This is a genomic window from Streptomyces huiliensis (genome assembly GCF_020037025.1).
In the GTDB taxonomy this organism is placed as follows: domain Bacteria; phylum Actinomycetota; class Actinomycetes; order Streptomycetales; family Streptomycetaceae; genus Streptomyces; species Streptomyces huiliensis.
Map to the genome: position 1 here is coordinate 39447 of NZ_JAIQLH010000026.1, position 24077 is coordinate 63523.

21 protein-coding genes are annotated in these 24077 nt (G+C 73.5%); 11 read left to right on the forward strand and 10 right to left on the reverse strand.

Annotated elements, in window-relative coordinates:
* Positions 1-56: 56 nt before the first annotated feature.
* The gene (locus JNW98_RS06200; RefSeq protein ID WP_223767052.1) at positions 57-2123 is read right to left on the reverse strand and encodes an HtaA domain-containing protein; all 2067 of its coding nucleotides are present in this window, start codon (positions 2121-2123) and stop codon (positions 57-59) included.
* 544 nt (positions 2124-2667) lie between these two features.
* Between JNW98_RS06200 and efeO the strand changes: the two genes are divergently transcribed.
* The 4 genes from efeO to JNW98_RS06220 are packed head-to-tail and all read left to right on the forward strand — an operon-like array spanning position 2668 to position 7127.
* Entirely contained in the window at positions 2668-3804 is a 1137-nt protein-coding gene (efeO, locus tag JNW98_RS06205; RefSeq protein WP_223767053.1) for an iron uptake system protein EfeO, read from the forward strand.
* Positions 3805-3817: 13 nt separating this feature from the next.
* Entirely contained in the window at positions 3818-5134 is a 1317-nt protein-coding gene (gene efeB, locus JNW98_RS06210; RefSeq protein ID WP_223767054.1) for an iron uptake transporter deferrochelatase/peroxidase subunit, read from the forward strand.
* Positions 5135-5161: 27 nt separating this feature from the next.
* A complete protein-coding gene (gene efeU / locus JNW98_RS06215) occupies positions 5162-6253 on the forward strand; it encodes an iron uptake transporter permease EfeU (protein WP_223767055.1) in 1092 nt (363 codons plus the stop codon).
* Positions 6159-7127, forward strand: coding sequence for an SCO2278 family lipoprotein (locus JNW98_RS06220; RefSeq protein WP_504754414.1), 969 nt, complete (start codon positions 6159-6161; stop codon positions 7125-7127). Before efeU ends, JNW98_RS06220 begins: the two co-directional genes overlap by 95 nt.
* 38 nt (positions 7128-7165) lie before the next feature.
* On the opposite strand, the gene JNW98_RS06225 is transcribed toward JNW98_RS06220, so the two are convergent.
* Positions 7166-7897 carry a bifunctional DNA primase/polymerase gene (locus tag JNW98_RS06225; RefSeq protein ID WP_004938886.1) on the reverse strand — a complete coding sequence of 244 codons (732 nt, stop codon included), beginning with the start codon at positions 7895-7897 and terminating at the stop codon, positions 7166-7168.
* Positions 7898-8037: 140 nt separating this feature from the next.
* Entirely contained in the window at positions 8038-8646 is a 609-nt protein-coding gene (locus JNW98_RS06230; RefSeq protein ID WP_223767057.1) for a TetR/AcrR family transcriptional regulator, read from the reverse strand.
* Between the two features lie 149 nt (positions 8647-8795).
* Here JNW98_RS06230 and JNW98_RS06235 point away from each other — a divergent pair, with 149 nt between their 5' ends.
* The gene (locus tag JNW98_RS06235) at positions 8796-8972 is read left to right on the forward strand and encodes a DUF6243 family protein (RefSeq protein ID WP_223767058.1); all 177 of its coding nucleotides are present in this window, start codon (positions 8796-8798) and stop codon (positions 8970-8972) included.
* 113 nt (positions 8973-9085) lie between these two features.
* Positions 9086-9910, forward strand: a complete 825-nt coding sequence (gene ddaH, locus JNW98_RS06240; protein ID WP_372459175.1) for a dimethylargininase — start codon at positions 9086-9088, stop codon at positions 9908-9910.
* 512 nt (positions 9911-10422) lie between these two features.
* On the opposite strand, the gene JNW98_RS06245 is transcribed toward ddaH, so the two are convergent.
* The 3 genes from JNW98_RS06245 to JNW98_RS06255 all read right to left on the reverse strand — a co-directional run bounded on the left by JNW98_RS06245 (position 10423) and on the right by JNW98_RS06255 (position 15589).
* Positions 10423-12078 (reverse strand): TROVE domain-containing protein, encoded by a 1656-nt coding sequence (locus tag JNW98_RS06245; protein ID WP_223767059.1) that lies wholly within the window; start codon positions 12076-12078, stop codon positions 10423-10425.
* A gap of 312 nt (positions 12079-12390) precedes the next feature.
* On the reverse strand, positions 12391-13428 hold the full coding sequence (locus JNW98_RS06250; RefSeq protein WP_223767060.1) for a small ribosomal subunit Rsm22 family protein: 1038 nt from the start codon (positions 13426-13428) through the stop codon (positions 12391-12393).
* An 820-nt stretch (positions 13429-14248) separates the two neighbouring features.
* Entirely contained in the window at positions 14249-15589 is a 1341-nt protein-coding gene (locus tag JNW98_RS06255; RefSeq protein ID WP_223767061.1) for a multidrug effflux MFS transporter, read from the reverse strand.
* 202 nt (positions 15590-15791) lie between these two features.
* Here JNW98_RS06255 and JNW98_RS06260 point away from each other — a divergent pair, with 202 nt between their 5' ends.
* The 3 genes from JNW98_RS06260 (at position 15792) to JNW98_RS06270 (ending at position 18211) form a co-directional block, all read left to right on the forward strand.
* Positions 15792-16433 carry a hypothetical protein gene (locus JNW98_RS06260; RefSeq protein WP_223767062.1) on the forward strand — a complete coding sequence of 214 codons (642 nt, stop codon included), beginning with the start codon at positions 15792-15794 and terminating at the stop codon, positions 16431-16433.
* Between the two features lie 177 nt (positions 16434-16610).
* Positions 16611-17015: a hypothetical protein gene (locus tag JNW98_RS06265; protein ID WP_223767063.1), complete on the forward strand. Its 405-nt coding sequence runs from the start codon at positions 16611-16613 to the stop codon at positions 17013-17015.
* A 287-nt stretch (positions 17016-17302) separates the two neighbouring features.
* Positions 17303-18211: a PhzF family phenazine biosynthesis protein gene (locus JNW98_RS06270; protein ID WP_223767094.1), complete on the forward strand. Its 909-nt coding sequence runs from the start codon at positions 17303-17305 to the stop codon at positions 18209-18211.
* A 229-nt stretch (positions 18212-18440) separates the two neighbouring features.
* On the opposite strand, the gene JNW98_RS06275 is transcribed toward JNW98_RS06270, so the two are convergent.
* Positions 18441-18734: a DUF1330 domain-containing protein gene (locus tag JNW98_RS06275; protein ID WP_223767064.1), complete on the reverse strand. Its 294-nt coding sequence runs from the start codon at positions 18732-18734 to the stop codon at positions 18441-18443.
* A gap of 145 nt (positions 18735-18879) precedes the next feature.
* Positions 18880-19866: a CPBP family intramembrane glutamic endopeptidase gene (locus tag JNW98_RS06280; protein WP_223767065.1), complete on the reverse strand. Its 987-nt coding sequence runs from the start codon at positions 19864-19866 to the stop codon at positions 18880-18882.
* Positions 19867-19983: 117 nt separating this feature from the next.
* On the opposite strand from JNW98_RS06280, the gene JNW98_RS06285 reads away from it, so the two are divergent.
* The gene (locus JNW98_RS06285) at positions 19984-20454 is read left to right on the forward strand and encodes a DUF3592 domain-containing protein (RefSeq protein WP_223767066.1); all 471 of its coding nucleotides are present in this window, start codon (positions 19984-19986) and stop codon (positions 20452-20454) included.
* 24 nt (positions 20455-20478) lie between these two features.
* Here JNW98_RS06285 and JNW98_RS06290 read toward each other — a convergent pair whose 3' ends face one another.
* Entirely contained in the window at positions 20479-21492 is a 1014-nt protein-coding gene (locus JNW98_RS06290) for a zinc-dependent alcohol dehydrogenase family protein (protein WP_223767067.1), read from the reverse strand.
* A 142-nt stretch (positions 21493-21634) separates the two neighbouring features.
* Here JNW98_RS06290 and JNW98_RS06295 point away from each other — a divergent pair, with 142 nt between their 5' ends.
* Positions 21635-22372, forward strand: a complete 738-nt coding sequence (locus tag JNW98_RS06295; protein WP_223767068.1) for a TetR/AcrR family transcriptional regulator — start codon at positions 21635-21637, stop codon at positions 22370-22372.
* 212 nt (positions 22373-22584) lie between these two features.
* Here JNW98_RS06295 and JNW98_RS06300 read toward each other — a convergent pair whose 3' ends face one another.
* Complete coding sequence (locus JNW98_RS06300; protein WP_223767069.1) at positions 22585-24024, reverse strand: MFS transporter; 1440 nt, start codon at positions 24022-24024, stop codon at positions 22585-22587.
* Positions 24025-24077 lie beyond the last annotated feature (53 nt).

Here is a 24077-nt window from a genome sequence, read left to right on the forward strand (position 1 = left end):
GGGCCCTGTCCCCGCCGCCGGGCGGCGACGGGGACAGGGCGTGGCGGGAGCCGGGGTCAGCCGGCCAGCTTCGCCGACTTGCGGCGCGCGGTCCACACCGCCGCACCGCCCGCGAGGACGAGCGCCGCGGCGCTGCCGACGAGCGGGCCGGTGGGGGTGTCGGAGCCGGTGTGGGCGAGGGTGTCGTCCGTACCGGAGCCGGTGCCCGTACCCGTACCGGACGAGCCGCCGGTGCCGGTCGTCCCGGTGCCGGTGCTCGGCGAGCCGCTGCCGTCGGTGTTGGTGCCGGTGGAGTCGTCGTCGAGCTTGGCGTCCTTGTTGACCGCGATCTTCGCGGTCACCGGGTCGAGGCCGTCGCCCTGCTGGAACTGGCCGCTCTGGAGCTCCAGCGCCTCCTTCCCTTCCTTCGTGAGGGCGGTCTGCACCATGTTCAGCGTGACGACGCCGTTGACGGGCTTGAGCGAGTCCTCGTACAGCGTCAGGTCGGCCAGCGCTATCTCCTTGCCGGACAGCTGGGGGGCGGCCTTCTCGTCGGTCTTCTTGGTGACCTGGGCCAGCAGCTGTCCCTTGGTCCCGTCAGCCTTGATCCGGAACTTCGAGAGGGTCAGCTCCACCTTCTTGGCGTTCGCGGGGTGTGCGGTGAAGCGCACCGTGCCGTTGAAGGTGGCGTCGAGCTTGGGCTTGTCCCCGCCGCCGTAGCTGCCCGACGCCTTAGTGAAGCGGAAGCCGGTGCTCTGCTGCTGGGCGCCGTCCGAGACCTCGAACTTCCCGTTGAGCTTCGTGCTGATGTCGGTGCGGAAGGACTCCTTGACGCCCCAGTCCAGGCGGCCGTCGTAGATCGTGGAGTCCGCGGCCAGCTCCTTGGGCGACTCGGAGGGGCTGCCGGTGGTGCCGGGAGTCTCCGTGCCGCCCGTGGTGCCGGTGCTTCCCGTGGTCCCGGGGGACGCGCTGGAGCCGCCGGTGCCCTCGGTGCCGCCCTTCGGGTCGCCGGTCACGGGGATGAGCGACTCGTCCTCCGGGCCCGTGACCTTGCCGTCCTCCACGCCCTTGTCTTCCGCGCCCTTGTCCTCCGCGCCCTTGTCCTCCGACTCGGGCTCGGGCTTGGGCTCCTCGGAGTCCTTCGGCTTGGGCTCCGGCGCGGGGGTTTCCTTCTGCTCCGGATCCGGCTTCGGCTCAGGCTTCGGCTTCTCGGGGTCCGCCGGCTTCGGCGCGGGGGCGGGCTTCTTGTCGGGATCGGGCTTGGGCTTGGGTTCAGGCTTGGGCTCGGGGGCCGGGATCGGGGCGCCCTGGTGCACCGAGAGCGAGAGGGCGTCGAGAGAAGCCCCGGCCTTGACGAGCGAATGGCCCTTGTACGTGAACGCCTTGGCGCCCTCCGCCGTCAGGGTCACCGGCACCTTGGTGAGCGACGGGACGTCGTTCTTGCTGTCGTTCTTGGTGCCGTCCTTGGCGTCGGGCTTCTCCGCGGACTTCTCCGCCGACTTCTCGTCGGACTTGGATCCGTCCTTGGCCTTGCCCTTGCCCTTGTCCTCGGCCTTGGCCTTGTCGCCGTCCTTGGCCTCGGACTTGGCGTCCTTGGTGTCCTTGCCGTCCTTCCCCTCCTTGCCCTTCTCCCCCGCGAGGTCAAGTGTGGCGAGCGTGACGTCGTCGCGCGTCTTGCCGGACTTCGTGACGTCGGCGGTGACACGGCCCTTCTCGCCCTCGCCGATCACCTTGAGGTCGCTGAACTTCAGGTCCAGCCCCCAGTGCTTCTTCTTCCCCTCTCCCTTGGCGTGGCCCAGGAAGCGCACGCTCCCCTTGAAGGCCGTGGTGAAGGAGTGCTTCTCGCGGTCGTAGCTGCCCTTGCCGCCGGAGAAGGTGAAGGCGCCGTTGTCGTCGGCCTGCTCGGCGCCGTCGGCGACCCGGATGCTGCCGTCGGCCTTGTCGCCGGTCACGTACTGGCGGAACGATTCCTTGATGCCCCAGGTGAGGGCGCCGTCCTTGAGCTGGAACCCGGTCGGCGACTTGGCTGCCGCGTCCGGCTCCTCACCGGCGGCTCGGGCGGGCAGGGTGAGCACGGTGGCCCCGAGGGCGATCGCCGTGGCGACGGCGGCGGTGAACGCCGTCCGTCTCTGAGTTACGGCCATGTGTCAACTCTCCTTAGGGGTAGTGCGGCCGGTGCCTGCCGGCACATGAAAGGTAGTCAGTCGAATGGATGCGCGGAAAGCGGAAAAGGGTCCCTCGCACGGCACATGAGACGTCACACGAGTTGCCGTCCGTTCCGTGCGCACCGCCGGACGACCGCACACGGCCCGCCCGGGCCTTGCCGCCCGCGTGGCCGCGAAGTGGCCGGAATGGCCGGATCCATCCCCCTCCCCCGGGTGCACTTCCGATCAACACCCAAAGCACCCCCGGGGTACCCCCGGAGCACCCCCGGCTACCCCCCGACCACCCACCACCCCGCCGTGACGCAAGAGGCAGGACAGGCTCAAGTGATCAAGAAAACGGGTTGGACGAGATTTTGCCGCGTGAGAGCAGGATCACGTGCACTTTGGGGAACGACTCAGGCAAGGCTCAGATAAGTTAGGTCGGCCTTATTAGAGGTGTCTTTTCAGCCACATCGCCTCCCTTTGTGACGGAGATGTGATGAAAAGGCAGGTATTCCGACTTCCAAGCCCGCCTGGAGCCCCTATGCGAGCCTTCCGCTCCTCCGCTGTCACCGTCGTCGCCGCGGCGGCGGCCCTGGCCGTCGTGTCCGGTTGCGCTGAGAAGTCGGACGCCGGCGACGACGACGTGATCCGCGTGACCGCCTCGGACGACAAGTGCGAGGTTTCGAAGACCTCGTTCCCCGCCGGCGACGTGAAGATCAAGGTCCACAACAAGGGCTCCAAGGTCACCGAGGTGTACGTCTACGCCGCGGACGACCGGATCGTCACCGAGCGGGAGAACATCGGCCCGGACTTCAAGACCGAGATCACCGCGACGATCAAGAAGCCCGGCTCCTACGAAATCGCCTGCAAGCCGGGGATGAAGGGCGACGGAATCCGCCAGAAGATCACCGTCACCGGCGGCGACGGCAAGGAGAAGAAGACCGACCCGGCGCTCGACAAGGCCGTCGCGGAGTACCGCAAGTACGCCCAGGAGCAGGCCGACGCGACCATCCCGCTCGCGCAGAAGTTCGCCGACGCCGTCAAGGCGGGCGACCTCGACGCGGCGAAGAAGGCGTACGCCCCGTCCCGCCTCGGCTGGGAGCGGACCGAGCCGGTCGCCGAGTCCTTCGGCGACATCGACCCCAAGGTCGACGTCCGCGAGGACGGCCTGGAGAAGGGCCAGAAGTGGACCGGCTGGCACAAGCTGGAGAAGTCGCTCTGGGACGGCAAGAAGATCACTGACGAGGACAAGGCCCTCGCCGACCAGCTGATGAAGGACCTCGTCGACTGGCAGAAGCGGGTCGGCAAGGCCGACATCACCGCCACCAGCATGGCCAACGGCGCCAAGGAGCTGCTCGACGAGGTGGCCACCGGCAAGGTCACCGGCGAGGAGGAGCGCTACAGCCACACCGACCTGGACGACTTCCAGGCCAACGTGGAGGGCGCCGAGAAGTCGTACGAGCTGCTGAAGCCCGTCGCGGCCAAGAACGACGCCGCGCTCGTCAAGGAGCTCGACAAGCAGTTCGGCGACCTGAAGAAGCTGCTCGGCGACTACCGCGACGGCGACTCCTTCAAGGCGTACGACTCCGTCGGCAAGGACGACCGCAAGAAGCTGTCGGACGCCGTCAACGCCCTCGCCGAGCCGCTGTCCAAGCTCGCCGGCGCCGTCGCGAAGTAACCGGGGGCAGACGATGACCGACGCGATCGACACCAAGGCAGAAGACCGCCCCGAGGAGCCGGCGGGCGACGGCACGGACGAGAAGCGCACCGGCCGGAAGCCGTCCCGCCGCACCCTGCTCGGCTGGGGCGGCGCCGGGCTGGCGTTCGGCGCCGCCGCGGCCGGCGGCACGGCCGCGGCCCTGCGGCTCGACGACGACGCCGCGCCGGCCGCCGCCGAGGGCGAGGCCGTCCCGTTCTACGGCCCCCACCAGGCCGGCATCGCCACGCCCGTCCAGGACCGGCTGCACTTCGCCGCCTTCGACGTGCGCACGGACGACCGCGAGCAGCTGATCAAGCTGCTGAAGGAGTGGACGGCCGCCGCCGCCCGGATGACCGCGGGCCACGAGGTCGGCGAGGGCGCGATCAGCGAGAACGACGAGCTGCCGCCGGACGACACCGGCGAGGCCCTGGGCCTCAAGCCGTCGCGGCTGACGCTCACGTTCGGCGTCGGGCCGACCCTGTTCGAGAAGGACGGCAAGGACCGGTTCGGCCTCAAGGGCCGCCGCCCCAAGGCCCTGATCGACCTGCCGACGTTCCCCGGCGACAACCTGGACGCGGCCCGCAGCGGCGGCGACCTCTGCGTCCAGGCGTGCGCGGACGACCCGCAGGTCGCGGTGCACGCGATCCGCAACCTGGCCCGCATCGGCATGGGCCGGGTGGCGATCCGCTGGTCGCAGCTGGGCTTCGGCAAGACCTCGTCGACCACGCCGGACGCCATGACGCCGCGCAACATGATGGGCTTCAAGGACGGCACCCGGAACATCGCGGGCACCGAGACCGACCGGCTCGACAAGTTCGTGTGGGTCGGCGAGAAGGACGGCGACGGCTGGATGGCCGGCGGCTCGTACCTCGTCGCCCGGCGCATCCGGATGCACATCGAGACCTGGGACCGGACCTCGCTCAAGGAGCAGGAGGACGTCTTCGGCCGCGACAAGGCCGAGGGCGCGCCGCTGGGCAAGCGCAAGGAGCGCGAGGAGCCCAACCTGCGGGTGATGAAGCCGGACGCGCACGTCCGCCTCGCCCACCCCGACAGCAACGCGGGGGCGACGATCCTGCGCCGCGGCTACTCCTTCACGGACGGCACCGACGGCCTGGGCCGGCTCGACGCCGGACTGTTCTTCATCGCCTACCAGCGCGACGTCCGGGACGGCTTCGTGCCGATCCAGACCCGACTGTCGCGTTCGGACGCCCTCAACGAGTACATCCAGCACGTGGGTTCGGCCGTCTTCGCCGTCCCGCCGGGCGTCCGCGACAAGGACGACTGGTGGGGCCGGGCGCTGTTCGGCTGACGGCCCCGCACAAGAAGGAGGCGCCGCGTGTTCGGCAACTACCTGATCGGCCTGCGCGAGGGGCTGGAGGCCAGCCTGGTCGTCTGCATCCTCGTCGCCTACCTGGTCAAGAGCGGCCGCAGGGACGCCCTGCGGCCGGTCTGGCTCGGCATCGCCGCGGCCGTGCTGCTCAGCATGGGCTTCGGGGCCGTGCTCCAGTACGGCTCGCGGACCATGACGTTCGAGGCGCAGGAGATGCTGGGCGGCTCGCTGTCCGTCATCGCCGTGGGCCTGGTGACGTGGATGGTCTTCTGGATGCGGCGCACCGCGCGGCACCTGAAGCGGGAGCTGCACGGCAAGCTGGACGCGGCGCTGGCGATGGGCACCACCGCGCTGGTGGTGACGGCGTTCCTGGCGGTGGGCCGGGAGGGGCTGGAGACCGCGCTGTTCATCTGGACGGCGGTGCAGGCCACCGACGACGGGGTGCGGCCGCTGGTCGGCGCGCTGCTCGGGCTGCTGACCGCGGTGGTGCTGGGCTGGCTGTTCTACCGGGGCGCCCTGAGGATCAACCTGGCGAAATTCTTCACCTGGACCGGCGCCATGCTGATCGTGGTGGCCGCGGGCGTGCTCGCGTACGGCTTCCACGACCTCCAGGAGGCCGACGTCCTGCCGGGGCTGAACGCGAAGGCGTTCGACGTCAGTGAGCAGGTGCCGGTCGACAGCTGGTACGGGACGCTGCTGAAGGGCGTCTTCAACTTCCAGCCGGATCCGACGAAGCTGCAGGTGTGGGTGTGGGCGCTGTATCTGGTGCCGACCCTGCTGCTGTTCTTCCGGCCGTCCCGTCCCGGTAGTGTGGCGCCGTCCCGAGCAGCCACCGCAGCCACCGCAGGCAGCGCAGCCACCGAGGAGGCCAACGCCGATGCGACGTCGGACGCGTCCGCGTCTTCCGCGGCTCCCGCGTCTTCTGCGGCTCCCGCGTCTTCTGCGGCTCCCGCGTCTTCTGCGGCTCCCGCGTCTTCTGCGGCTACCGCCGTGGCCGGCTCGGCTGGTCCCGCTGCTCCTGCTGCCGGCGCTGCTGACGACCGGCTGCATGACGGTGCACGGCGAGCGGGAGATCGTCCCGGCGGTGGACAAGGCTGAGGCCGCCAAGGTCCTCGGCGACTTCACCGCCGGCTACACCAAGGCCTACCGCGCGCTCGACCCGGCCCTCGTGGACCGGGTCGAGACCGGCGCCCTCGCCGAGATCGGCCGCGCCGACGTGACCGCGCAGCGCAAGCTGCTGCCCAAGGGCAACCCGGGCTATCCCGCGCTGGAACTGCGGGACGCCCGGTTCGCCATTCCCAAGTCGGCCGGCTGGCCCAAGTTCTTCGTCGCCGACACCCTCAGCAACCGGGACAGGAACCGGTGGCTGGTGGTGTTCACGTGTGACAGCGCCAAGGACCCGTGGAAGGCCGCCTACCTGACGCTGCACGCGCCGGGCACGGTCCCGGCGTTCCGGACGGACGGGGACGGCTGGGCGGAGGCCGTGCCGGCGCGGGCCGACGAGCCGTCCGGACTGGCGCTGGACCCTGACGCGGTCAGCGGCGCGTACACCGGCTTCCTGCGGACGGGGAAGGGCGACGCCTTCGCCCCCGACCTCGCCACCACCCAGCTGCGGGCCGACCGCGCCAAGCTCGCGCGGACGCCCACGTTCTGGACGGACTGGATCGACACCCCCGAGCGGTCGCCCGGCTTCCCGCCGCTGGCCCTGCGCACGGCCGACGGCGGCGCGGTCGTCTTCTTCACCGCCCACCACCGCGAGAAGCGGACCATGGCGAAGGGCGTGCGCCCCGCCGTCACCGAGCAGCGGACGAAGTCGCTGCTGACGGGGCGGCTCTCGACGGCGATCACGTACACGCGGGTGTCGGAGTCGGCGGTGCGGGTGCCGGCGAAGAGGGAGCGGGTGAAGGGGGCGGCGTCCCGGGTGAGGTTCCTGAACCGGATCGAGTCGCTGATAGCGGCGAAGGGCGAGTAAGGGAGCGCGGAGGCCGTCAGCGGCGAGCGCGGAGGCCGTCAGCGTCCGATGGGCCAGGCCGCGTGGTGCTCGTGGTCCGGCCGGTCGCCCGCGTACTGCGCGCACGCGTCCGTCAGCGTCTCCAGCAGCGTCAGCGGATCCGGCAGCGGCCGTTCCGGACCCAGCAGCCAGGCCACGTACGCGTCGTCGCCGGGAAGGCGGGAGGGCGGCAGGAGGACGTAGCTGCCGCGGCAGTGCCAGCGCAGCCCGGGGTGCTCGTCGAGGGTCTCGGGGTGGCAGTCGAGCTCGCAGGGCCACCACTCGTCCTCGTCGTCCGGGGTGCCGCGGGTGGCGGTGAAGAAGAGCATGCGGTCGGGGGCGACGGTGGCGACGGGGCCGACCTCGACGCCGGCGGCCGTGAGCCGGTCCAGCGCCTTGCGGCCGGCCTCGGCGGGGACGTCCAGGACGTCGTGGGCCATGCCGGTGGCGGTGACGAAGTTGGCCTCGGGCTGGGCCCGGAGCCATTTGGCGACCTTCTCCGGGTCGGTGGTGGCGAGGGTCTGCCAGGCGAAGGAGACGGGATGTCGCCCCGGGGTGGGACAGCCGATGCGTTCGCACGAACACCCGTAGCCGGAGGGGTGGGCGGCCGGGGCCAGGGGGAACCCGGCGGCGGCCGCGGCCAGGAGCAGTTCCTCGCGGGCGGCACCGGTGGCCGCCCCCGCACCCGTATCGCCGCCCGCTCCGCTCCTGGGGCGGCGCAGCCACTGGGAGAATCTGCTCTTGCGTTCCATCTATCCCCTCACTTCGACCGCGGTCTCCGCTCAATGCTGCCACCATCCGGCGCCCGGCGTGACCGTCGGGCGCATCCGGGGGTGTGACACGGACCGCTCCCGCGGCTCGGCGGGTGGGCGAGCCGGGCTGAGCACGGGGCTCAGGGCCGCGGGGCGAGTCCGCGCAGGGTGATCTCGACGACGGCGTCGGCGTAGGCGTGGGTGAGGGGCTGGGTCCGCAGCATCCAGCGGTGGGCGAGCGGGCCGACGAGCAGTTCCAGGGCGATGCGCGGGTCCACGTCCGGGTCGGCCTGTCCGGCCTCCTGGGCGGCGCGCAGCCGGGTGACGTACAGCTGGAGCTGCGGTTCGAGGACCGCCCTGGTGAACTGCGCGCAGAGGTCGGGGTTGACGACGCTCTCGGCGGCGAGGGCGCGCGAAGGCGCGTCGTAGCGCGGACTGTTGAGTTCGTCGACGGTGGCGCGGAGGACGAGCTTGAGGTCGGCCTCCAGGTCGCCCGTGTCGGGGAGCTCGGTGTGGCCCTCGGCGGCGTCCTCGCCGAGGGCGACGAAGGCGTCGAGGAGGACGGCGGCCTTGGAGGGCCACCAGCGGTAGATCGTCTGCTTGCCGACGCCGGCGCGGGCGGCGATGGCCTCGATGGTGAGCCGCTGGTAGCCGGTCTCGCCGGTGAGTTCGAGGGCGGCTTCCAGGATCGCGCGACGGGAACGCTCGCTGCGACGGTTGGCGTCGGGCGGGGTCTTGGTAGTGGCCATGGGGGCAGGGTAGCGGTTGAGTGAGGCGAGACGTTTCGTCTCGTTGGGGGTTGACGGGGCGGGGTGCGGCATGGCCTAATAACGGAGTCATCGCGAGACGAGACGTCTCGTCTCAAGCAAGTGCGAGACACCGACGGAAGGAGCCCGACATGACCCGGGGAAACGGCGGAATGCTCGGCGTGGGCGGAACCCGCAGCAACCTCTCGCGCAAGGCGCTGCGCGGCGGCGGGTCCGGCGGGGCCGGCCGGGGCGCCGACCCCCTCGCGCAGAAGCGGGAGCTGCTGCGCGCGTTGCGGGAAGGACGGGGCGGTACCACGGGGGCGTGACGCCCCGTGCGTAAACCACCCGTACGGTTCATGCGCGATCGCCGCCCAGCGTGGACGATTTGGGCACGTACGCTCGTCGCGTACGTGCCCAACACCACCGTGAGGAGCGCGACTTGCGTACCGCAGCACCACGGGCGGCGAGTCCCCGCCGTTATCTGATGTGCCCGCCCGCCCACTTCAAGGTCACCTACTCGATCAACCCGTGGATGGACCCGGCCAAGCCGGTCGATCTGCCGCTCGCCCTCACGCAGTGGGAAACCCTCCGCGACCGCTACCGCGCCCTCGGCCACACCGTGGAGGAGCTCGAACCCCGCCCGGACCTCCCCGACATGGTGTACGCGGCGAACGGCGCCACCGTCGTCGAGGGCCGCGTCCTCGGCGCCCGCTTCGCCCACCCGCAGCGCGCCGCCGAGGCGGCGGTGCACGCGGAGTGGTTCCGCTCGCACGGCTACTCCGTCGTCCGCGAGCCCGAGCACATCAACGAGGGCGAGGGCGACTTCGCCGTCACCGACTCCTGGCTGCTCGCCGGCCGCGGCTTCCGCAGCAGTCCCCTCTCGCACCCCGAGGCACAGGAGTTCTTCGGCCGTCCCGTCATCGGCCTGGACCTGATCGACCCCCGCTACTACCACCTCGACACGGCCCTCTGCGTCCTCGACGCGGCCGCCGACGAGATCATGTACTACCCCGGCGCCTTCTCCCCCGGCAGCCGGGCCGTCCTGGAACGCCTCTTCCCCGACGCGCTCGTCGCCGACGCGGAGGACGCGGCGGCGCTCGGCCTCAACGCGGTCAGCGACGGCCGCCACGTCCTCCTCCCCCAGGCGGCCGTCGGCCTCTTCGGCCCGCTCCGGGAGCGCGGCTTCGAGCCGATCGGCATGGACCTGGGCGAGCTGCTGAAGGGTGGCGGCAGCGTGAAGTGCTGCACGCAGGAGCTGCGTTGACGCGCTGACCGGGGGCCTTCCGGGTGCTGCCGGTCGGGCCGGGGCGCGGCGGACGCGGCGGACGCGGCAGCGGAACCGGGCGCCGGTACCGGCCGGACCGGTTGGGGGTACGGGCATGGGGCCGCTCGGGCAGGTGGACCGCCCGGAGCGTCGGGCGGGCGCCGACGTCCGGGTGGCTCCGCCGGGTGACACGCCCGTGCGGGCGGCGGCAGGGTCCGGATCCCCGCCAGGGCGAACCGGAACGCGAACACGGCGAGGACGATCATCACGGCCGGCGCTCCCGGGCGGTGGCGGAACCGGGTCCCCTGGCCTGACCGGCGTTCCGGCGGGCCGCCTCCGGCCTTCGGCGGGCCGTCTCCGGCGCTCCGGCCCGAGCGTGGGCGTGGGCGTGGGGGACGCCCCGTCGGCCACCGCCCGGCGGCCGGTTTCCCCGCCGGCCCCCCGGCAACTCCGGGCCGCCGCGCGTCCACCCTGCACGCCGGCCGGTTCGTGCCGTCGCGGTACGCGCCCCCCTACCCCGGAACGGCAGCCGGTTCACCGCCCGGTGGGGCCGGATCGACGGCAGCCCACGGCCAGGCCGTCTCTCTCCCGGCCTCGATGAGGCCGACCATGCGGAACGCGGCGTCCGTGAGGCCGCCGAAGGTGTGGCGGTGGGGGCCGGTGGGACCGTGGGCGGGCTGGTAGCCCGCCAGGTTCCAGGTGTAGACGGGGACGTCGGCGGGGATCGCCTCGGTCGGCCCGCCGGGGCCGTAGGGGGCGTAGGAGGGGGAGATCTGCTCGTCGGTGACGATCAGGACGCGGTCGTGGTGGCCGCGGAAGTGGGCCCGCACCGCCTTCGCGGTGTGGGTGCCGCCGAGGCGGTGGAACCGTTTCAGCACGTCGAGCACCGGCTCGCCCGGCGCGAACGGCACCTCTCCGCTCCCCCAGCCGAACTCCACCAGGTCCGCCCGCTCGGAGCGCAGGGCAAGGGCGGTGCCGAACACGGCCGCCGCGTCCGCCCGGGTCAGCTTGGACCGCTCGGAGACCGTGTCCCAGAACATCGAGTCGGACCGGTCCACCAGGATCAGCGTCCGGCCGGGCAGCGACGGGACGTTGGCCAGGGAGTGGCCCAGCGCCCGTTCCAGCGCGTCCGCCCAGCGCGGCGACGGCGCGTGCCGGTGGGCGGCCAGGTAGCGGAAGGGGAACTGCCGGGACCGGGCGACCTCGGAGGCGTCCGAGAGCCGTTCCGCGACCCGGGCGGCGACGTCGTCCGGGACCCCCGCCTCGTCGAAGTTGCGCAGGTTCCGCAGCAGCGCCATCGGGCCCATCGAGGGGATCACGGCCTCCCAGACGGCGGCGTCCAGCGGGCCGCCGAGCCAGCCGGCCAGCGCCTCCCACGTCATGCCCGCCGCGGCGAGCCGCTCGGCGCCGTCCGGCCCGGTCACCAGCGCCCGCCGCTCGTCCGCGGGCGTCTCAGCGAGCGCGCGGTGGGCGGTCAGCAGCCGGTCGGAGGCCGGCGGAACGGACTGTTCCGGGTGGTGGCGGCGGTCCAGGGCGTACCGGAAGAGGTCGCCCTGCCAGGGCTTGGCCGGGTCGGGCGCGGCGTGCACGAGGTTGAGGACGTCGCCGAAGCGGAACGCCTTGGACGCGGTGTCGTACTTGAGCACCGACCGGGACGTGTACAGCCGGCGGACGGCGTCGGCGACGCCCCGCTTCACGGGCTGCGGAACGTTCCGCCCGTACGCCGCGGTCCAGTAGGCGAGCAGCTCGCCGGGCTCGTCGGCGCGTTGCAGCACCGAGTCGATCACGGACCGGTTGGACGGGCCGTCCTGCGCTCCGGCTTCGAGGCGGGCCCGTACGTACGCGGCGGCGCCGACCAGGGACGCCGTCCGCAGGTTGCCCTCGCCGCGCAGCCAGCGCAGCAGGCCGGCCGTCCACGCGGGGTCCCGGACGGCGAGTTCCCCGACGAGGCGGGTGTAGCGGCCGTCCCGCTCCTCGCCGCTCTCGTAAAAGGTGTTCTGGGAGACGAAGTTTGCGACCGCGAGGAGGAAGAGCTCCTCGCGCGGCTCCCGGACGAAGGCCGGGCCGCCCTCGTACGTACGGAGACCCGGGACGGCGGGACCGTGGTGTGTCCGTGGTGGGGGCTGGGAGCGGGCGGCCGCCGCCGCGATGTGCGGGGCCACGAGCATCTCGGGCCAGTGCTTGGAGACGCGCGGGGTGTGACGAGGCAGTGAATCCCCCCGGATTCAAAGGGTGGAGCGCAGGAATACGGAGGCGCCCGCGCCTGCCGAGATCAGAGAGGGCCGCGGCGTCACTTGGTTTCGGAAGGAAGTAGCCGCGGCCGAGCGCATCGGAGGCGCGGTCGCGTGGCCACCGTACAAGGGCGGCCGGGCTGCGGACCAGCGAATATCCCGGGCCCGGCTCCGCCCGGCCAGCCCCGGCTCCCGCCCCTCCCGGTCCCGGCCCTCGCCCTTCCCGGGTCGGCCGCCGCCCCTCCCGGGTCAGCCCTCGCCGTCCTCCGGCGGCCACGCGTCGCCCCAGTCCGCGTCGCGCGCGGCGCGGTAGAGGTCGCCGTGGCGCTTGGTGACCGTCTCGCGGCGCAGCCCCTCGTCGCGGGTGCACAGCTCCAGGAGGACCTGCCCCTTGCGGATCTGCGGGCGGCGGACGACGCGGGCGCGGGCGCCGGAGAGGCCGCTCGGGCCGTCCGTGCCGTCGCCGGTCCGCACGGCGGCGACGTACGAGAACTTCTCGTCCTCGTACGCCAGCGAACCGCCCTTGACCTGCCGGTGCAGGGAGGAGCGGCTGACGCGGGCGGAGAAGTGGCACCAGTCCGCGCCCGGCACTATCGGGCAGGCGGCGCTGTGCGGGCAGGGGGCGACGACCTCGAAGCCCGCCGCGATCAGCCGGTCGCGGGCCTCGATCACCCGGCGGTAACCCTCCGGGGTGCCCGGTTCGACGATCAGCGCGGCGCGGGCGCGGGCGGCCTGGTCGACGACGGACCGCCGGGCGTCGTCGGTGAGTTCGCCGAGGACGTAGGAGACGGTGACGAGGTCGGTGCCGTCGGGGACGGCCGGGCCGCCGCCGATGACCTGCCGCTGCCAGCGCGCGGCGCGCAGCGCGGGCGAGGCGGCGGTGCCGGCGAGCTCGGCGCCGAGGGCGAGGGCGGGTTCCGCCCAGTCCAGGACGGTGGTCCGGTGCTCCCCCGCCGGCCACGCCGCCGCGACGGCCCAGGTCGCCGCCCCCGTACCGCCGCCGAGGTCCACGTGCGAGGCGGGCGCCCAGTCCGGCACCCGGTCCCGGAACGCCTCCAGCGCGTGCCGGACGGCCTCGAACGTCGCGGGCATGCGGTAGGCCGCGTAGGCGGCGACGTCCGAACGGTCGCGCAGGACCGGCGCGTCGGTCGGGGTCCGCCCCCGGTAGTTGGCGATCAGCCGCTCGACGGCCCGGGCGGCCTGCCGCGGCGGCAGACCGTCGAGCAGTCCGGCGAGCGCGGCGCGGAGGTTCTCGCCGGTCGGCGGCGTGTTCTCGGGGGCGTGCATTGGGTGGATTTTACGGGGTGGGGGGCGGGGCCCCGGTCCGTTCCTTCCCGAGCGGCGCGACTGCCGGGGCGGCGGGGCTGCCGGGTGGCGGGGCAGCCGGAATGGCAGGGCGGCCGGTGGTGCGGCGCGGCAGCCGGGGCTGCGCAGCAGCCGGGATGGCGGGGACGCGGGTCGCCCAGCGGACCTCGGGTCGCCGGGCGGCGTGACTGTGTAGGACTCGGCCGACAGCGCGGCCCGCCGGAGGCACGGGCTGTCAGAGGGCGCGCTGCGATCCGACGGCGGACGCCACACTCACCACCGGGGCCGGCTGCCGAACGGCGCGGCTGCGCGGTCTGGGCCGCAGCCCGCCGGAGGCACCGGCCGTCAGGCGGCGCGCCGCGGACGGACCGGCGCCGCGCCCGTCACCGGGGACGCCAGCGCGCGCGGCGGGCGGTGCCCGGGGCGGCTTATGGTGCGCCGGCGGCGGGGTCTGGCGCACGTGCCGGCTGTCCGCGTCGGCCACAGCCGGGCCCGGCTCCGGTCTTCGTCCCGGGGAGCGGGGCGGCACGTCCCGTCCCGCCGGTTCCCCGTCGGCTCGGCTTCGACCGCTTCGCGCATGGCGCGGACGGGCGCGCTCGGCCGCCCGGCCCGGCGGAACGCGGCTGCTCGGCCGCCAGGCCGACGCCTTCCCGCCGGCACCGGTCTCGTAGGAGGCACAGCACGCGCGTCGGCCGTTCCCGGGATGCCGGGGTGCGCTGCCCGAGGGCCCCGAGCGCCGCGGGCCCCGGGCCCTCGCCAAGACACACGGCGCGCAGGCGTGCGGCGCGGCGCGCGGGCCGGGCTACTCGGTGGCTCGGGCGCCGGCCGCGCCCGTCGTCTCCGCCGCGCCCCCGCGCGAGCCGCGCGAGCCCCGCGAGCCGCACAGCAGCGCGAAGCTGAGTACCGCCGCCACCGCGCAGGCGAGCTGGACGGCGGCCATCGGGACGGCCGTGTGTTCGCCGGCGATGCCGACGAGGGGGGAGGCGATGGCGCCGAGGAGGTAGGTGGAGGTGCCCAACAGGGCGGAGGCGGAGCCCGCCGCGTTGCCGGAGCGCATCAGCGCCTGGGCGTTGGTGTTGGGCATGGCCAGGCCCATGGCGGCCATCAGGACGAACAGGCCGGCGGCGACCGGGGCCAGGCCCGGCTCGCCGAGCACGCCCGAGGTCATGACCAGGAGCGCCGCCGCGGCCAGGGTGATCACGGCGAGGCCCCAGCCGAGGGTCTTGTCCAGGCTGACGCGGCCGACCAGCAGCTTGCCGTTGATCTGGCCGACGAGGACCAAGCCGATGGAGTTGAGGCCGAACAGCAGGCTGAACGTCTGCGGCGAGGCGCCGTAGATGTCCTGGATGACGAACGGCGACGCCGAGATGTAGGAGAAGAGGGCGGCGAAGGCGAAGCCGCCGGAGAGCATGTAGCCGGTGAAGGCACGGTCCGCGAGCAGGCCGCGCATCGCGCGCAGCGTCTCGCCGAGGCCACCGGACTGCCGGCGGCCGGGCGGCAGGGTCTCGTCGAGGGAGCGGTACACGAGGAACGTGAGGACGAGCCCGATGCCGGTGAGCACGACGAAGACGCCGCGCCAGTCCGTGAACCGCAGCAGCTGTCCGCCGATGAGCGGCGCGACGACCGGGGCCACGCCCGAGATCAGCATCAGGGTGGAGAAGAAGCGGGCCATGGCCACGCCGTCGTACAGGTCGCGCACCACGGCGCGCGCGATCACGATGCCGGCCGCCCCGGCCAGGCCCTGGACCAGGCGGAACGCGATGAGCAGGGGCGCGTTGGGAGCGAAGGCGCAGAGCACGGTGGCGACGACGTAGAGCGCCATGCCCGCGAGCAACGGCCGGCGGCGGCCCCACTTGTCGCTCATCGGGCCGACGACGAGCTGGCCCACCGCCATGCCCATGAGGCAGGCGGTGAGGGTGAGCTGCACGGTGGCCGCGGGACTCCCCAGCGATTCCGTCACCTCGGGGAGCGCCGGCAGGTACATGTCCATGGACAGCGGGGCCACGGCCGTGAGCCCGCCCAGGGCGAGGGTGACGAGCAGCCGGTTCCGGCGGCCGGGCGACGTCCCGGCCGAGGAGGATATGGGCTGGTCGGACGTGGTGTCCCCGGGCGCTTCCAGCGCAGCGGTGGCGGGCTCCTTCATGCGTTACTCCATGGCTAGTACAAGTATTTCTCCATGGTGTCATGGACGTAACCGGAACCGGTCCCTTACAGGGGCGTGCGGCATCCGGAAGGGCGCTCGCCCGTGCGCCTCATACGCCTCCCTGAATGGCTGATTCCGGGAGTAGCGTCCCGTCACGCTCGGCCCAAAGGCACATGCCGGGGCCATACCGAGGGGGACGGATATGAGCGCCGGAGACCCACCGCACGTACCCGATCCACCGGGGAACCCGTTCTGGCACCGCGTCTGGGCCTACTGGGTCACCGGTGGGCTGGCCGTGGTGCTCGGCGCGCTGCTGCCGGTACTGCTGCAGAGCCATTCCGACGACGGCAAGGCGCAGCCTCCGACGCCCCCGCCGCCGACCGGCCCGGCGGTCGGCCCCTCGACGTCGGCCTCCTCCGGCCCGTCGGCGTCCCCCTCGTCCTCGCCGCCCTGGACGCCCCCGTCGACCACCCCGCCCCCGTCGACCCCGCCGCCGTACACGACCGCGCCGGCGCCCCTGCGCGTCTCGGCCAGTGTCACCAGCGTCCTCTCCCTGGGATCGGCCGGCACCGGCCTCACCAAGGTGCAGGTGAACGTCACGTTCAACGGCCTGAAGGGCAGGACCGCCTACATCAGGTGGCACACGTACAGCGACCTCACCAAGCAGACCCTGAGCATCGACAGCATCGTCCGTTCGCCGGTCCTCAACTGGGACGTGACCAACTGGCATCCGACCTTCGTCGTGGTCAACCCCGCCGTGCACTGGCAGCTCCAGGTGACGGCCTACGGGCCGGACGACCGCCAGCTCGCGACGAACCACTCGAACTTCTCGTTCTCGTCGTGAGGCGGCGGGAACTGGCGGGAGTTGGCCGGATGTGACCCCTGCGGGCGCCTCCGACGCGTTCCTCGGAAAAGAGTTCGATGCACGGTGCAACCGACATCGCTCTTTTCCCGTATTCCCCAGTGAAGCCCCGCCATCGGGTCATCGAGACCCATCGGGTCCATCAGGGAGGAATACGTCATGAACCGTGCCTACTGCTTCGCCATAGCCGGCGCCCTGACCGCCGGTCTCGTCGCCGGGGGTGCCGCCGCCGCCTTCGCGTCCCCCAGCCCCATCCCCGCCGCCTCGGCGGCCGCTTCCGCCCCGGCGGCCAAGCCCGAGCTCACCGCCCAGGCGAGTGTCGCCTCCGTCGCGGCGTGGCAGGAGTTCCGCGTCAGCGGCAAGGCCACCGGCATCAAGGCGGGAACGACGGTCGTCCTGCAGCAGAAGCAGGGGGCCAAGTGGGTCTCCCTCCCCGCGAAGGTCGCCGTCAACAAGAACGCCGCCTACTCGATGCGCGTCAAGCTCGGCATCAAGGGCAAGAACGCCCTCCGCGTGACGGGCGGCGGCGCGGTCTCGGCGCCGGTCTTCGTGACCGTGCGCTGAGGCGTGCGTGTGCTGGGGCGGGCGTGCGCTGAGGCGGCCGTGCGTTGAGGCGTGCGTGTGCTGAGGCGTGCGTGTGCTGAGGCGGCCGTGCGCTGAGGCGTGCGTGTGCTGAGGCAGGCGTGTGCTGAGGCGGCGTGCGCTGGTGCGGGCCGTGCGCTCGTGCGCTGAGATGACCGTGCACTGAAGCGGCGGACGACGCCGTTCACCCGGGCCCCGCACCGGCACGGAAAGCCGGGCGGGGCTCCGGAATACCCGGTACCCACGCCCGGTTGGTGGTGTCCATGACGATGACCGACGGCACCGCCGCTCCCGCCTCTCCCGTGGCCCCCGCCTCCTCCGGCACCGCCGAGGTCCTGCGCTACACCGCCTTCTCCGCCGACCCGGCGGGCGGCAACCCCGCCGGCGTCGTCCTGGACGCGGCCGGGCTCGACGACACGGAGCTGCTGCGCATCGCCGCCGAACTCGGCTACAGCGAGACCGGGTTCCTCACCGCGCCGCCCGAGGGCGCGGCCGAGCCGGACCGGTCGTACACCCTCCGCTTCTTCAGCCCGCTGGCCGAGGTCTCCTTCTGCGGCCACGCCACCGTCGCCACCGCCGTGGCCCTGGCCGAGCGGCGCGGCGCCGGGGAGTTCGTCTTCACCACCCCGGCCGGCACCGTCCCGGTCTCCGTCACCGAGCACGACGGCGTCCTGCGCGCCACCCTCACCTCCGTCGAGCCGCACACGGAGGAGGCAGCTCCGGAGGACGTCGCCGAGGCGCTGGCCGCCCTGGACTGGCCGGCCGCCGACCTCGACCCGGCCTTCCCGCCGCGCGTCGCCTACGCGGGCGCCCGCCACCTCGTCCTCGGCGCGGCCACCCGGGAACGCCTCGCCGACCTGGACTACGACTTCGACCGGCTGGCCGCGCTGATGCGGAAGCTGGACCTCACGACGGTGCAACTCGTCTGGCGCGAGGGCGAGTCCGTGTTCCACGTCCGTGACCCGTTCCCCGTCGGCGGCGTGGTCGAGGACCCCGCGACGGGCGCGGCGGCCGCCGCCCTCGGCGCGTACCTGCGGGAGCGGGGCCTGGTCGGCGACGACGCGACGCTCACCCTGCACCAGGGCGACGACCTCGGGCGCCCGGGCGTCCTGGAGGTCACCCTCCGCCCGGGCGACCCCCGGGTCCGGGTGTCGGGGACGGCGGCGCGGATCGGGTGAGGCGGGTGGGGTGAGGCGGGCGGGTGAAGCGGGTGGGCTGACGTTGGGCGGCCGCCCGTGCGCCGACGGGCAGCGGCCGCCCGATGGCGCCGTACGCAGCCGGGCGCCCCGCCTCGGCAACCGCGTCCCGCCTCGGGGATCGCGCCCCACCGCGCGGCGAACGCCACGCGCCCGCGTGCCGCCCGGCCGGTGCCAAGGCCCCCTGCTCCGCCTACCTCCCCTACTCCGCCTACTCCGCGACGCCGTCGGCAACGACCATCCGCAGCCGCACCGCCGTGCGCCGGAGCTCCCGCGCCCGGGTGTACTCGGGCGAGGCGTACCACCGCCTGATCCGTTCCCGGTCCGGGAACTCGATGACGATCAGGCGGGCCGCCGGCCGCTCCCCCTCGACGGCCTCGGGCGCCCCGCCCTTCACGAGGTAACGGCCGCCGTGGGCGCGGATGGACGGCTCGGCGGCCCGGTGGTACCGGCCGGCGGCCTCGGCGTCGAGCACGTCGGCCTCGACGATGACGTATGCGGGCATGGGTCTCCTCCATCTGTTTCTCGGTCGTCGGTTCCATCTGGTCTCGGTCTCGGTTTCGGGGTCGGCCTCGGTCATCGGTTTGGGACTTCTCATCCGGTGGCCGCCCCGAATCCCCCCCCGGCCACCGGTCCTTGGCGGGCTCCGGTCAGAACCGGTCCAGGACGGCCGGCCCGCTCGCGTCCGTCCTCGCCCCCGCCCCCGCCCCGGTCCGTGTCCCGTCCACCGGCCGGAGCCGCCCCGTGCGGGCCAGAAAGGCGACGAACGCGGCCAGGACGATCCAGCCGGGCCACCCGGTGAGCCCCATGTGCAGCGGATCGAGCGCGGCGCCCGGGGCGGCGAACCGCTTGACCATGCCCACGCCCAGAGAGCTGACGAAGGCGTGGGCGACGACGGCGGGCACCACCGAGCCGGAACGCAGCCGCAGCCAGGTGAGGACCGGCAGCACCAGCGTGCAGCTGACCACCATCGCGGGCACGGACACGTACCAGGACCGGCCCGGGTACTGCCCGCCCATGAGCAGCATGGGCAGGTGCCACAGGGCGAAGGCGGCGCCGGTCAGCAGGTACGCCCGGAGCGGGCGCGTCCGGCCGTCACCCCGCAGGAGGCGGGGGAACAGGTAGCCCTGCCACCCCAGTTCCTCACCGAAGAACAGGGGCAGCGACAACACCATGCCCACCAGCCCGCCGGCCGCCCAGCCCGTCACGTCCCCCAACCCCACCTCGCCGACGGGGTACCGGCCGGCGAGGGCCCCGAGGGCCAGGGCCGCGGCGGTGAGCCCTGCGGGCACGGCGACGGCCGTCAGACACTCCCGCACCGCCCGTCCCCACGGCCTCGGCCACCGCAACGCCAGCGCCTCGCGCACCCGCCCGACCCCGCCCCCACCCCCGCGTACGTACCGCACGGCGACGACCGCGCCGAGCGCGGGTGCGAACATCGCGGCGCCGATGCACAGTTCCTCCAGCAGGCCCGTCCCCTCCCGGGCGTCGCCACGGCGGTAACCGGCGACCAGCAGCGGCAGCATGGCCAGCCACATGCCGGCGTACGCCACGCCGAGATAGAGCACCACGTCCCGTCGCCGGGCCGCCCACGGCGTCCGACCGGAAAGGGGCTCGGCCCCCGTCGATATCGTCATGCCGCCGACGCTACGAAGCGGCGCGCCCCCCGGTAATACGGTCAACTGCGCTTCTGAGGTGCAGTTTTCTGCACCTACCCGCCCCTTGTCGGCCGACCGCCCAGTTAGCATCCGGCCATGACGCTATTTCTGGCGCCACTTCTCATTTCCGCATGCTTCTTGATCGTGTGGTCCCTCTGCTACATCCCCTGGTGGCTCGCGCGCGAGACGGTGAAGGTCCATCGCCTGCGCACCCATGGCCCGCGGGTGACCGGCGAAGTGGTCTCCGTGTGGATCACCGCGGACGGCGACGGAGACCTTCAGCACTACCCCGTCGTGTCGTTCACCCTCAAGGATCCGCCGTATAGCGCCGTCGAGGCGAAGTCCGCGACCGGTTCGCCGCATCAGTGCCGTCTGTCTCCGCGAGACGAAGTGGAGGTCGTCTACGACCCGGAGGATCCGGAACACATCATCGTCGTCGAGCACGACTGGGTCGCGACCCCGTTCTGGTACGGGTTCGCCACGCTGGCCATCGGGGCGCTCTGCGCGAAGGGGCTCACCCCGTTCGCCAAAGCGGTGTACAGGTTCGGAGAGCTCGTGCTGTGGTGACCCGTTCCGCCCGCCTCACCTTTCCTACGCGGCTCCCCCGTCCTCCCGCCCCACCGTGACCACGATCTTGCCCACCTGCCCGTTGCCCTCCATGTGGCGGTGGGCGTCGGCGATGGCCTCCAGGGGGAAGGTGCGGTCGATCAGCGGGGCGAGGGCGCCGGAGCGGAGGCCCGACTCGATGAAGACGACCGCGCGGCGCTTGCGGTCCTCGTGGCCGAGGACGGCCGGCAGGGCGAAGCCGTAGACGGCGAGCGGCCAGTGCATGGGCAGCGGGGTGGGACGTCCGTCGAGCCAGCCGTAGACGACCAGGGTGCCGTCCCGGGCCACCGTCCGGGCCAGTCGGGGCAGTTCGGGGCCGCCCACCGCGTCGAAGACCACGCGGGCGCCCGCGCCGTCCGTCAGCTCGCCGAGGCGCGTGACGACGTCGTCCTCGTCCAGGCAGATCACCTGCGCGGCACCGGCCTTGAGGAGCTGCTCCCGCTTGGCGGCGGTGCGGGTGACGGCGATCGGGACGGCGCCGACGAGGTTCGCCACCTGGATCGCCGCGACGCCGACGCTGCTGGAGGCGGCGGTGATCAACGCCGTGTCGCCCGGGCCCAGCCGGCCGACCTCCACGAGGGCGCCGTACGCGGTGAGGTACGACAGCCAGGTCGCGGCCCCGGTGACCGCGTCCACCGACGGGTGCCGCGGGAACAGCGTGCTCGCCGGGACGTTGACGCGCTCCGCGTAGACGCCGTAGGGGGACATCCCACCCGTGGCGGTCACCAGCACGCTCACCGGGTCCCCGGCGGCGAACCCCTCGACCTCCGGGCCGACCGCCTCGACCACGCCCGCCGCTTCCGCACCGATCCGGGACGCGGGCAGGTCGGGCTGGTAGTAGTACGCCCCCGCCCGGAACAGGGCCTCGGCCCGGTTGAGGCCCACGGCCTCCACGCGGACGCGGACCTCCCCCGACCCCGGAGCGCCGAGCTCCACTTCCTCGATCCGCAGCACGTCCGGACCGCCCACCTCGTCGAACAGCACCGTTCTGGCCTTCATCGCCCCACCCTTCATCGCCCCGCCCATCGTCGCCCCACCCTTCGTGGCGCTCGCAGCGCTCCCGATCCAACACCGAACGTTTTCCGAACGGCGTTCAGTTTTCACTCGGTGCACTGTAATGCAGCGCTGTAAAGTGTCAAGCGTGATCCAACAGACCCAGGGCAGAAGGGCCCGGCTCCGCGCCCAGACCACGGCGGAGATCAAGGCGACGGCGCTCCGGCTCATGTCGGAGGGCGGCACGGACGCGATCTCGCTGCGCGCCATCGCCCGCGAGATGGACATGAGCGCCAGCGCCGTCTACAGCTACTTCGCCACCCGGGACGAGCTGATCACCACGCTGATCAACGACGTCTACTCGGAGCTCGTCGACCGGGTCGAGGCCGCCCGGGATGCCTGCCCCGCCGACGACCCGGCCGCCCGGCTCCAGGCCTGGTGGCGGGCGCTGCGCGACTGGGCGCTCGCCGAGCCGGACGGCTTCCGGCTCGTCTACGGCGATCCGGTGGCCGGGTACGTCACCCCCGTCGGCGGCCCGGCGCCCCGCCCCTCGAAGCGCGCCTGCCTGGGCCTCGTCGAACTCGTCGCCGCCGCCTGGCCCCAGGCCGCGCCCCGGCAGCCGCCCGTCGAGTTCTCGTGGTCCGACTTCACGCCCGAGCTGGCCGACGAGATCCGCCGGCACCTGCCGGACGTGTCACCCGGCGCGGTCGCGCTGGCCTTCCGCGTCTGGGGCCGGATGTACGGGCTGATCGGGCTGGAGATCTACGGCCACCTCCGCCCGAGCCTGCCCGACCCGGGGGCGCTCTACGAGGCGGAGCTGCGGGACTTGGTCGTCTCCCTCGGCCTCGTTCCGCCGGGGCAGGCGGACGGAGCGGCCGGGCACTGAGGGGGCGCCGGACGGTGGCGGAGGTGCCGGACGGCGGCGGAGGCGCCGGGCGTCGGCGGAGGCGCCGGGCGTCGGCGGATGTGCCGGGCGTCGGCGGAGGCGCCGGGCGTCGGCGGATGTGCCGGACGGCGGCAGGAGGTGCCAGGCGTCGGCGGAGGTGCCGGGCGTCGCCGGGGCCCTGAGGCACTGACGGCCGCGCCGTACCGGAACCCTCACCCGTCCCCCCGCTCCCGGCACAGTGCGACCACGACGGCCCCCGCCAACGTCAGCCCCCCGGCCGCGAGCGCCGCGCGGCTCATGCCGAGCGCGGCCTCGTGGGCCGCCCCGCCGCCGTGCGGGACGGCCGCCATGACGGCGGCGACCAGGGCGACGCCCACCGACGAACCGAGGTACCGGGACGCGTTGTTGGCGGCGGATCCCACGGCCACCCGGTCGGCCGGCACGCTGCGCACGGCCAGCCCGGCGAGCGCCGCGTTCACCACCCCGCTGCCGACGCCGGCGACGACGAGGCCGGGCAGGAACCGCCACCACGGCGCGTGTTCGCCGATCCCCGCGAGCGCGAGCTCGCCCGCGCCGCAGACGGCCAGCCCGGCCGCGACCTGGTGCCGGTCCGCCACCCGCCCCGCCAGCCGGCGGGCCTGCGGGGCGACGACGAACGACAGCCCCGACCAGACGCCCAGCAGGGCGGCGCTGCGCAGCGGCCCCATCCCGAACAGGCTCTGGGCGACCATCGGGACGTACGTCATGAGCCCCACCACGCCGGCGCCGATCACCAGGGCGCCGACCGCGGAGGCGGCGAAGGCGGGCCGCCGCAGCAGGCCGAGGTCCAACAGCGGTGCGGCGACCCGCCGTTCGACGACGACGAACGCCGCCAGCAGCGCCGCCGCGGCCACCAGGAGGACGACGACCCGCGGCCGCCCCCAGCCGCCGCGGCCCTCGACGAGCGCCCCGACGAGCAGGGCGACACCCAAGCCCAGGGTGAGCACGCCGGCGGCGTCGAAGCCGTGCCGCCGTTCGTTCCGCGACTCCTCCAGGGCGACCGCGCCCCACAGCGTGACCGCCGCCGAGAGGACGGCGAGGGCGACGTAACAGGCCCGCCAGTCCAGGCCCTTGACCAGCAAGGCGGCGAACACCGGCCCGACGGCGATGCCGCCGCCCACCATGGCGCCCCACAGGCCGGTGGCCCGCGCCCGTTCGGGGCCGGGCGGGAAGGCCCGGCCGACGAGGCCGAGGCCGGCGGCCAGCAGAGCGGCGCTGCCCGCGCCCTGCGCGAGCCGGCCGCACACGAAGACGACGGTGCCGGGCGCCGTCGCGCACACCACGCAGGCCAGGACGAGCAGCAGGCCCCCGGCCACGAACGTCCGCTTGCGGCCCCGGTCGTCGGCCAGGCCGCCCGCCGCCATCAGGCTGGCGGCGAGCCCGACGCCGATGCCACCGAGGATCCACGTCCGCCCGGAGGCGCCGGAGCCCAGGTCGGACGCGATGAGCCCGGCGGTGGGCACGGTCGCGGTGAAGTTCATGAGGACGAGCAGGGTCGCCGCGCACGCGACGGCCAGGGTCGTACGGGCGGCGGCCCGGTGTGCGGTGTATCCACCGGATTCACAGGGTCCGCCCGATTCGTCGGATGTGACGGGTGTGACGGTCACCGTCATGGCTACCCCCCAGGGTCGGCTTGGTTCACTGATTGAACCACATGGTTCGGTGA